Here is an 8,536-nt window from a genome sequence, read left to right as displayed (position 1 = left end):
GAGGTACAGCGTTCCGATCGTCTTGTGGTCGGTGGTGGTGAGCCACTTGACCACGACGTTGCCGGGTTGCCTGCGCCGGACCGGCAGCTCGTTCTCGTACGAGTCCTCAGCTGCCGCGGCACCCTGGGGTTCGTTGAGGATGCTCACAGGTTGTTCGTCTCCCGGTTCTTCTCGTGGCTCGTCTGCGCGATGCCGGCGGGAACGTAACCGGTCTGCCCCTTCTTGGCGAGGTCCTTGAGGTGCTGCTCGTAGCGCTCGGGGGAGACGACCTTCACGTTGAACAGCATCCGGGAGTGGTCGACGCCGCACAGCTCGGCGCACTTGCCCAGGAAGGTGCCCTGCTTGTTGGGGGTCACCTCGAAGGCGTTGGTGTGGCCCGGGATGACGTCCTGCTTCATGAGGAACGGCACCACCCAGAAGGAGTGGATGACGTCACGCGAGGTCAGGACGAAGCGGACCGTCTTGCCCTCCGGCAGCCACAGGGTGGGACCCGGGTTGCCCGTCTGAGGGTTGCGCGTGCCGGGCGTGCCGCAGTCGTACACACCGCCGGCGTTCGCCGGGAAGTCCTCCTTGAACCGGTCCGGGACCGCGGCCAGTTCCTTGGAGGTCTTGGCGTCGCCGGTGGAGCCCTCCACGTCGGCGATCATGTTGAAGCACCAGCTCCACTGGAAGCCGACGACGTTGACGGTGACGTCGGGCTTGTCCTTGAGGCTGAGCAGCTTCGTCTCGTCGCGGGCCGTGAAGTAGAACAGGACCGAGACGATGATGAGCGGGACCACCGTGTACAGCGCCTCGATGGGCATGTTGTACCGGGTCTGCGGAGGTACCTCGACCTTGGTGCGGCTGCGCCGGTGGAACATGGCGCTCCACAGGATCAGACCCCACACCAGCACGCCGACGGCGAGCGCAGCCGCCCAGGAACCCTGCCACAGGGAGAGGATCCGCGGAGCCTCTTCCGTGGTCGGGGTGGGCATACCAAGGCGGGGGAAGTCTTCCCAGTTGTACGAGCAACCGGTGGCTGTCGCCAGGACCAGGCCCGCGGTCATGCCTTGCAGCAGCTTCCGCCGCATCGGGCGCCGCGGCGAGCGGTCGGAGCCGTTGGGACTCACGTAGCGCCTTCCCGAGAGTCTCGCCCGCGCGGATCGGCTGCGGCCTGGCCTTCTCGCTGGTCGGTCGCCGCCCTGCGTCGGGCAGGGGTTTGGATGTTTATGCGGACCAAACCCTAGCCGACGCCCTCCGGGGGGTCGCGAGGAGGGGGGCCTACTGGAGTGGGGGGTTCGCTTGATTGGCGGCTGAAGGCCCGTCGTGTCTTGTCGCGCCCCGCGGCGGAGCCGCTGACACCACCGCCCCGCGCCCCGTTGGGGCGCCCCGGTGACCGGACGTCTAGCGTTGCCGTGTGGGCTACTTCGACGCTGCTTCCAGTGCTCCTCTTCATCCCGTCGCCCGGCAGGCGCTCCTGGCCTCCCTTGATGAGGGATGGGCCGATCCGGCCCGTCTCTACAGGGAGGGGCGACGGGCGCGCATGCTCCTGGACGCCGCTCGGGAGACGGCGGCGCAGGCCGTGGGGTGCCGGGCCGACGAGTTGGTGTTCACCTCTTCGGGGACCCGGGCCGTGCACTCGGGTGTCGCGGGTGTGTTGACGGGCCGGCGGCGGATCGGAAGCCACCTGATCGTGTCCGCCGTCGAACACTCCTCTGTGCTCCATGCGGCTGACGCGCACGAGGCCGGCGGGGGTTCGGTCACTCAGGTGGCGGTGGGCCGGGGCGGGGCGGTGGACGCGGGGGCGTACGCGCAGGCCCTGCGTCCGGACACCGCGCTCGCGTGTCTTCAGTCGGCCAACCACGAGGTGGGCACCGAGCAGCCGGTGGCCGAGGTGGCCGCCGCGTGCCGGGAGGCCGGGGTGCCGTTGCTGGTGGACGCGGCGCAGTCGCTCGGGTGGGGGCGTGCCGAGGGCGACTGGTCGGTGTTGACCGGGAGTGCCCACAAGTGGGGTGGTCCGTCGGGGGTCGGGCTGCTCGTCGTGCGCAAGGGGGTGCGGTTCGCCGCGCAAGGGCCCGCGGACGAGCGGGAGTCGGGGCGGGCGGCCGGGTTCGAGAACATCCCGGCGATCGTCGCCGCGGCGGCCTCGCTGCGGGCCGTGCGTGCGGAGGCGGCCCAAGAGGCGGTACGGCTGCGGGAGCTGACGGAGCGGATCCGGGCCCGGGTGCCGCGGCTGGTGCCGGACGTGGAGGTGGTCGGCGACCCGGAGCGCCGGTTGCCCGGGATCGTCACCTTCTCCTGTCTCTACGTCGACGGGGAGGCATTGCTGCACGAGCTGGACCGGGCCGGCTTCTCGGTCTCCTCGGGTTCGTCCTGCACCAGCAGCACGCTGACACCCAGCCATGTGCTGAAGGCGATGGGGGTGCTGAGCGAGGGGAACGTACGCGTGTCCCTGCCGTTCGGGACGCCGGAGGAGGACGTCGAGCGGTTCCTCCAGGTGCTGCCGTCGGCGGTCGCCGGGGTGCGGGAGAAGCTGGGGGCGCCGACGGCGCGGAAGGTCGCACGGGACGAGGACGTCCTGGTCGTGGACTCCCTCGGCAAGCGGTGCCCGATCCCCGTCATCGAACTCGCCAAGGTCATCGGGGACGTGCCGGTGGGCGGCCTGGTCCGGGTCCTGTCGGACGACGAGGCGGCCCGCCTGGACATCCCGGCGTGGTGCGAGATGCGGGGACAGGAGTACGTCGGCGAGGAGCCGGCGGAGCGCGGGAGCGCATATGTCGTGCGCCGGGTGAGCTGAACGCTCCTGAGGGGCGCGGGGAGCCGCGCGAACAGCCCCCCACGCGCCCGTGGCCGACGACGCACCCGCCGAGGCGGACCTCAGCTCAGGTGGGTGCGGACCTCTTCGCCCGCGTCGTGCCCGTACGCCTTGGTGAACCGGTCCATGAAGTGGGCGCGGCGCAGCTGGTACTCCTGCGTGCCCACCGTCTCGATGACGAGGGTGGCCAGCATGCAGCCGACCTGTGCCGCACGCTCGAGGGACACGCCCCACGCCAGTCCGGACAGGAACCCGGCGCGGAAGGCGTCGCCGACGCCCGTGGGGTCGGCCTTGCGCTCCTCCTCGGCGCAGCCGACCTCGATCGGGTCGTGGCCGGCCCGCTCGATGCGTACGCCGCGCGAGCCGAGGGTGGTGACGCGGTGGCCGACCCTGGACAGGATCTCCTCGTCCGACCAGCCGGTCTTGGACTCGATGAGCCCCTTCTCGTACTCGTTGGAGAAGAGGTAGGTCGCCCCGTCCAGCAGTATCCGGATCTCGTCGCCGTTCATCCGGGCGATCTGCTGGGAGAAGTCGGCGGCGAAGGGGATCGAGCGGGAGCGGCACTCCTCCGTGTGACGGAGCATGCCCTCCGGGTCGTCGGCGCCGATGAGGACCAGGTCGAGGCCGCCGACGCGGTCGGCGACGGTCTTCAGCTCGATCAGCCGGGCCTCGCTCATCGCGCCCGTGTAGAAGGAGCCGATCTGGTTGTGGTCGGAGTCGGTGGTGCAGACGAAGCGGGCGGTGTGCAGGGTCTCGGAGATACGGACCGAACCGGTGTCGACTCCGTGCCGGTCCAGCCAGGCCCGGTACTCGTCGAAGTCGGAGCCCGCGGCGCCGACGAGGATCGGCTTCGTGCCCAGCTGACCCATGCCGAAGGCGATGTTCGCGCCTACGCCGCCCCGGCGTACGTCCAGGTTGTCGACCAGGAAGGACAGCGAGACCGTGTGCAGCTGGTCCGCGACGAACTGGTCGGCGAAGCGGCCGGGGAAGGTCATGAGGTGGTCGGTGGCGATGGAGCCGGTGACTGCGATGCGCACGGCGTGAGGTCTCCTGCAGGGAGGTGGAATTGACAATCCACGCTACCGTTCGTGACCGGGACACAGAAGCGGCCAAAACTACCTGATAGTAGATCTTTCTTCGCGGGCTCGAGCGAGCATACGGTGCAGCTATGACGAAATTCGAGGTCCGTGCCCCCGCTCCGGCCGACCCGGAGGTCGACCTGGCGTCACTGCTGGGTGACTGCGCACGGATGGCTCCGCACTGGGCCGCTCCCGACCGTGCCCTTTCCCGTCCGGTCTCTCCCTCACGCATCCACGGGGTGACCGTGCCCTCGAAGTCGGCGCGACTGCTGGACGCGATGTCCGACTACGGCGACTGACCGGGAGGCCGGTCGAACTCCGGCGGCCCGATCGGCGCTTTTCAGGGAACCGTGCGCTCCCCCGCTGCGTCCCATCGGCGTCCCCCGTAAAGGGGATGCGGGATACGACCCGGTGGACCGGCCTTTTGGCAGGGTCGGGTCAGGGTCCTGGGACATGTGCGCAGCCGAAGGAGCGATGCGGTGAACACCGAGCGACCCGACAACGACGACGCGGGCGCCTCCGGCAAGGACGCGGAGGAGGCACGGGCGGAGCAGACCGCCGCCGGCGCCGACGGGCTCGCCGACGAGAGCGGGACGGCGGGCGGAGCTGCTGACGGCGTGGTCGAGGGGTCAGAACAGGCCGACGGGACCGAGCAGGCCGGCAGGGCCGAAGGGACCGACCGGGCTGCCGCCGAGGCCGAAGGGGCGTCGCGCGACGCGGGTGCCTCGGGCGAGGAGTCCGCTTCCGGTCAGGAGCCCGCTCCGGGCCGGACGAGTGACTCGGACGAGGAGAACGCCTCGGAGAGTGCCTCTGCCGATGCCGGTCCCGCCGTGCCCGGCGCTCCGGTCCCGTCCGCCGCCGAGGCCCACGACGCCACCCCCACCCACGGGCCGGACGACCCGCACGGCGGTGCCCGTCGCCGCTCCCCCGCGATCATCGCCTCCGTCGCCGCGGCCGTCCTGCTGATCGGGGGCGGTGGGGCCTATCTCGCCGCGAACACGTCCGGTGGTTCGGACGGCGGTACGTCGTCCGGGGCGCCCGGCGGCGACACTCCCCCGCCGCTGCACCTCGACGGCTACACCGAGTCAGGGGGCGGCACCGGGGGCATCGCGCCCGGGGAGCCGAACCCCTACGGCGCCACCCACAAGGCCGACGGCGATCTGCCGGACGGGCCCGGGTCGGCGGCGGTGTACCGGGCCGGCGGCGAGGTCGCCGCGGCCGAGGTGGCCCGGCTGGCCGAGGCACTCGGGGTGGACGGGACGCCGGTGGTGCGGGGCGAGACCTGGCGGGTCGGCGCGTCGGACGGGGCGGGGCCCAGCCTCCAGGTGAACAAGCAGGCGCCCGGGACCTGGACCTTCTACCGGTACACGCCCGGCACGGACAATTGCCGGAGCACCACCGTCTGCGCCAAGGCCCCCGCCGACCGGGACGGCGATCCGGTGAGCGAGGACGCCGCGAAGAAGGCCGCCGCGCCGGTCCTCAAGGCCGTCGGCCAGGACGACGCGAAGCTCGACGCGGGCCAGGTGATGGGCGGCCGGCGGGTGGTGAACGCCGATCCGGTGGTCGGCGGACTGCCCACGTACGGCTGGACGACCGGGATCACCGTGAACGCCCAGGGCGAGGTGGTCGGTGGAAGCGGCCAGTTGAAGGCGCCGGTGAAGGGGGACACGTACCCCGTGCTGAGCGCGGAGAAGACGCTCGGGCTGATGAACGCGGCGCCGAAGGCCGACCACCGCATGGGCATCGGCGGCTGCGCCAGCCCCGTACCGCTGAAGGACCGTATGGAGGCGCCCTGCGGTGCGGAGGCGTCGTTGTCGGCGTCCGGGTCGACGGGTGCAGCTCCGGAGCAGGACACCATCACCGTGCAGAAGGCGGTGTTCGGGCTGGCCTCGCACTACGTGGACGCCCGGCAGGCGCTGGTGCCGTCGTGGCTGTTCGAGGTGCGGACGCAGGGCGCGCAGGACAGCTTCACGGTGACGTACCCGGCGATCGACCCGGAGTACCTGGACTCGGCCACGCCGTCGCAGGAGCCGTCCGGTCGGCCGAGCCCGCGGCCGACCGGACCGAAGGACGACTCGACGGCGTCCCCGGTCACCCGGAACGTGGGCGTGGACGCCTACACGGCCGACGACTCGAAGCTGACGGTCGCCTTCACCGGCGGTGTGTGCGCCGACTACGAGGTGACCGCGAGCGAGAGCGGTGACGAGGTGACGGTCCGGGTGACCGAGACCTCGCAGCCGGACGAGGTCTGCATCCTGATCGCCAAGGTGTTCCACCGGACCGTGCAGCTGGACGAGCCGCTCGGGGACCGGAAGGTCGTGGGCACGGACGGCCGGGCGGTTCCGCTGGAGAAGCCCGGGATGCTCCCGGACGTACCGCAGACGTCCGGGGCCCGGTAAGGGCTCTCGGACACGGAAAGGCGGCGGCCCCGTCGGAGGGGGTCGCCGCCTTTTCGTGTGTCCGGCCTGGATCTGCCGGCCCTTCGGCTGGGTTCAGCTGAAGGAGTCGCCGCAGGCGCAGGAGCCCGTCGCGTTCGGGTTGTCGATCGTGAAGCCCTGCTTCTCGATGGTGTCCACGAAGTCGATGGACGCGCCGCCCAGGTACGGGGCGCTCATGCGGTCGGTGACGACCTTGACGCCGCCGAAGTCCTTGACGACGTCGCCGTCGAGGGAACGCTCGTCGAAGAAGAGCTGGTAGCGCAGACCCGAGCAGCCACCGGGCTGGACGGCCACACGCAGGGCGAGGTCGTCACGGCCTTCCTGGTCGAGCAGGGCCTTCACCTTGGCCGCGGCGGCGTCGCTCAGAATGATGCCGTCGGTGGCGGTGCTGGTCTCGTCCGATACGGACATCTACATCTCTCCCGGGTTGTACGGAGACTGCTTGCCGACCATTGCAACCGGCGGGTCGGCGGATTCATTCCGGGGCCGGATGCTTTGTCTTTCGGTCCATCTTCATGCTCGCACACGGCGCGCGGAGCGGAAAACGCCTCATTCGGGAATGCGCGGGTCGCTCACCGGGATTCACGTCACATCGACACGATGGCCATCGTCAAACTGACGTGAACCGGTTATGATAGATAGCGTCAATCCGACGAGAAGTCGGTGAAGGTGTCCCGCTTGACCCGCCGGGTCCGGATCCTCCGGTCCCGGCGAGCCGCAGAACAGAAAGGGTGCGTGTCGTGACCACCGCCCAGACCCAGGAGCTCGACGTACAGCCGACGCCCCTCGCCCTGCTGCTCCTCGGCCGCGAGGCCGACCCGAGGAGCGAGCGCGGCGTCGAGTGCCCCGGCGACCTGCCCTCGCCGTCCGACCCGGACCTGGTCGAGCGTGCCCGCGCCGCCAAGGAGAAGCTCGGCAGCAAGGTCTTCGTGCTCGGCCACCACTACCAGCGCGACGAGGTCATCCAGTTCGCGGACGTGACCGGTGACTCGTTCAAGCTGGCCCGGGACGCGGCCGCGCGCCCGGAGGCCGAGTACATCGTGTTCTGCGGTGTGCACTTCATGGCGGAGTCGGCGGACATCCTGACCTCCGACGACCAGAAGGTCGTCCTGCCCGACCTCGCCGCCGGCTGCTCGATGGCCGACATGGCGACGGCCGAGCAGGTCGCCGAGTGCTGGGACGCACTGACCGAGGCCGGCATAGCCGAGCAGGTCGTGCCGGTGTCGTACATGAACTCGTCCGCCGACATCAAGGCGTTCACGGGCAAGCACGGCGGCACGATCTGCACCTCCTCCAACGCCAGGCGCGCGCTGGACTGGGCCTTCGAGCAGGGCGAGAAGGTGCTCTTCCTGCCGGACCAGCACCTCGGCCGCAACACGGCCGTCCGGGACATGGGCATGTCCCTTCAGGACTGCGTCGTCTACAACCCGCACAAGCCGAACGGCGGGCTGACCGCCGACGAACTGCGCGCCGCGAAGATGATCCTGTGGCGCGGCCACTGCTCGGTGCACGGCCGCTTCAGCCTGGACTCGGTGAACGACGTGCGCGAGCGCATCCCGGGCGTGAACGTCCTGGTCCACCCCGAGTGCAAGCACGAGGTCGTGGCCGCGGCCGACTACGTCGGTTCGACGGAGTACATCATCAAGGCCCTGGAGGCCGCCCCGGCCGGCTCCAAGTGGGCCATCGGCACGGAGCTGAACCTGGTCCGCCGGCTGGCGAACCGTTTCGCGCCCGAGGGCAAGGAGATCGTCTTCCTCGACAAGACGGTCTGCTTCTGCTCGACCATGAACCGCATCGACCTGCCGCACCTGGTCTGGGCGCTGGAGTCGCTGGCCGAGGGCAACCTGGTCAACCGGATCGAGGTCGACAAGGAGACCGAGGCGTTCGCGAAGCTGGCGCTGGAGCGGATGCTGGCGCTGCCGTAGCCCGCACTCGACATGCTCACCCCGACACGGGTTTCCGGTCGGGGTGAGCCGGGTCGAGGGTGAAGACGTCTCCGTCCGGGGTGACGACGACCAGGGCGCCCTTGTGGAGCAGCACCTCGGACAGCGACCAGCCCTGGTCGGTCACCCGCTGGGCACGCGGCAGGGTCTCCCACAGCAGCGTGCCCTTCTCGATGCCGAGGGCGGCGACCCGGCCGCTGGCGCTGGACATGTAGAGCACCCGGGCGCGCGGGTCGTGGGTGACGTCGCTCGGCTGCTCCAGGCTCGTCCGAGTCTCTAACG

Annotated in this window: 8 protein-coding genes; 4 read left to right on the top strand and 4 right to left on the bottom strand. The window is 70.5% G+C overall.

From position 1 onward, the window contains the following. Window positions 1-143 precede the first annotated feature (143 nt). Window positions 144-1,109, bottom strand: a complete 966-nt coding sequence (gene ctaC, locus AC3ETA_RS26275) for an aa3-type cytochrome oxidase subunit II (RefSeq protein WP_432195362.1) — start codon at window positions 1,107-1,109, stop codon at window positions 144-146. Between the two features lie 287 nt (window positions 1,110-1,396). On the opposite strand from ctaC, the gene AC3ETA_RS26270 reads away from it, so the two are divergent. Continuing rightward, window positions 1,397-2,776: a cysteine desulfurase/sulfurtransferase TusA family protein gene (locus tag AC3ETA_RS26270; RefSeq protein WP_432195361.1), complete on the top strand. Its 1,380-nt coding sequence runs from the start codon at window positions 1,397-1,399 to the stop codon at window positions 2,774-2,776. A gap of 80 nt (window positions 2,777-2,856) precedes the next feature. Here the strand turns inward: AC3ETA_RS26270 and AC3ETA_RS26265 are convergent, their stop codons facing one another. Further along, complete coding sequence (locus AC3ETA_RS26265; protein WP_432195360.1) at window positions 2,857-3,831, bottom strand: carbohydrate kinase family protein; 975 nt, start codon at window positions 3,829-3,831, stop codon at window positions 2,857-2,859. Between the two features lie 131 nt (window positions 3,832-3,962). Between AC3ETA_RS26265 and AC3ETA_RS26260 the strand changes: the two genes are divergently transcribed. Both AC3ETA_RS26260 and AC3ETA_RS26255 read left to right on the top strand, forming a co-directional pair. Continuing rightward, on the top strand, window positions 3,963-4,172 hold the full coding sequence (locus AC3ETA_RS26260) for a hypothetical protein (RefSeq protein ID WP_432195359.1): 210 nt from the start codon (window positions 3,963-3,965) through the stop codon (window positions 4,170-4,172). Between the two features lie 180 nt (window positions 4,173-4,352). Continuing rightward, entirely contained in the window at window positions 4,353-6,272 is a 1,920-nt protein-coding gene (locus tag AC3ETA_RS26255) for a hypothetical protein (RefSeq protein WP_432195358.1), read from the top strand. A 93-nt stretch (window positions 6,273-6,365) separates the two neighbouring features. Here AC3ETA_RS26255 and AC3ETA_RS26250 read toward each other — a convergent pair whose 3' ends face one another. Then, window positions 6,366-6,722 (bottom strand): iron-sulfur cluster assembly accessory protein, encoded by a 357-nt coding sequence (locus AC3ETA_RS26250; protein ID WP_030951236.1) that lies wholly within the window; start codon window positions 6,720-6,722, stop codon window positions 6,366-6,368. A 329-nt stretch (window positions 6,723-7,051) separates the two neighbouring features. Here AC3ETA_RS26250 and nadA point away from each other — a divergent pair, with 329 nt between their 5' ends. Beyond that, a complete protein-coding gene (gene nadA, locus AC3ETA_RS26245; RefSeq protein WP_432195357.1) occupies window positions 7,052-8,236 on the top strand; it encodes a quinolinate synthase NadA in 1,185 nt (394 codons plus the stop codon). 16 nt (window positions 8,237-8,252) lie between these two features. Here nadA and AC3ETA_RS26240 read toward each other — a convergent pair whose 3' ends face one another. Then, window positions 8,253-8,465, bottom strand: a complete 213-nt coding sequence (locus AC3ETA_RS26240) for a hypothetical protein (protein ID WP_432195356.1) — start codon at window positions 8,463-8,465, stop codon at window positions 8,253-8,255. Between the last annotated feature and the right edge of the window lie 71 nt (window positions 8,466-8,536).

Source organism: Streptomyces sp. bgisy027 (assembly GCF_057710365.1).
This window is presented reverse-complemented; position numbering and strand designations above follow the sequence as displayed.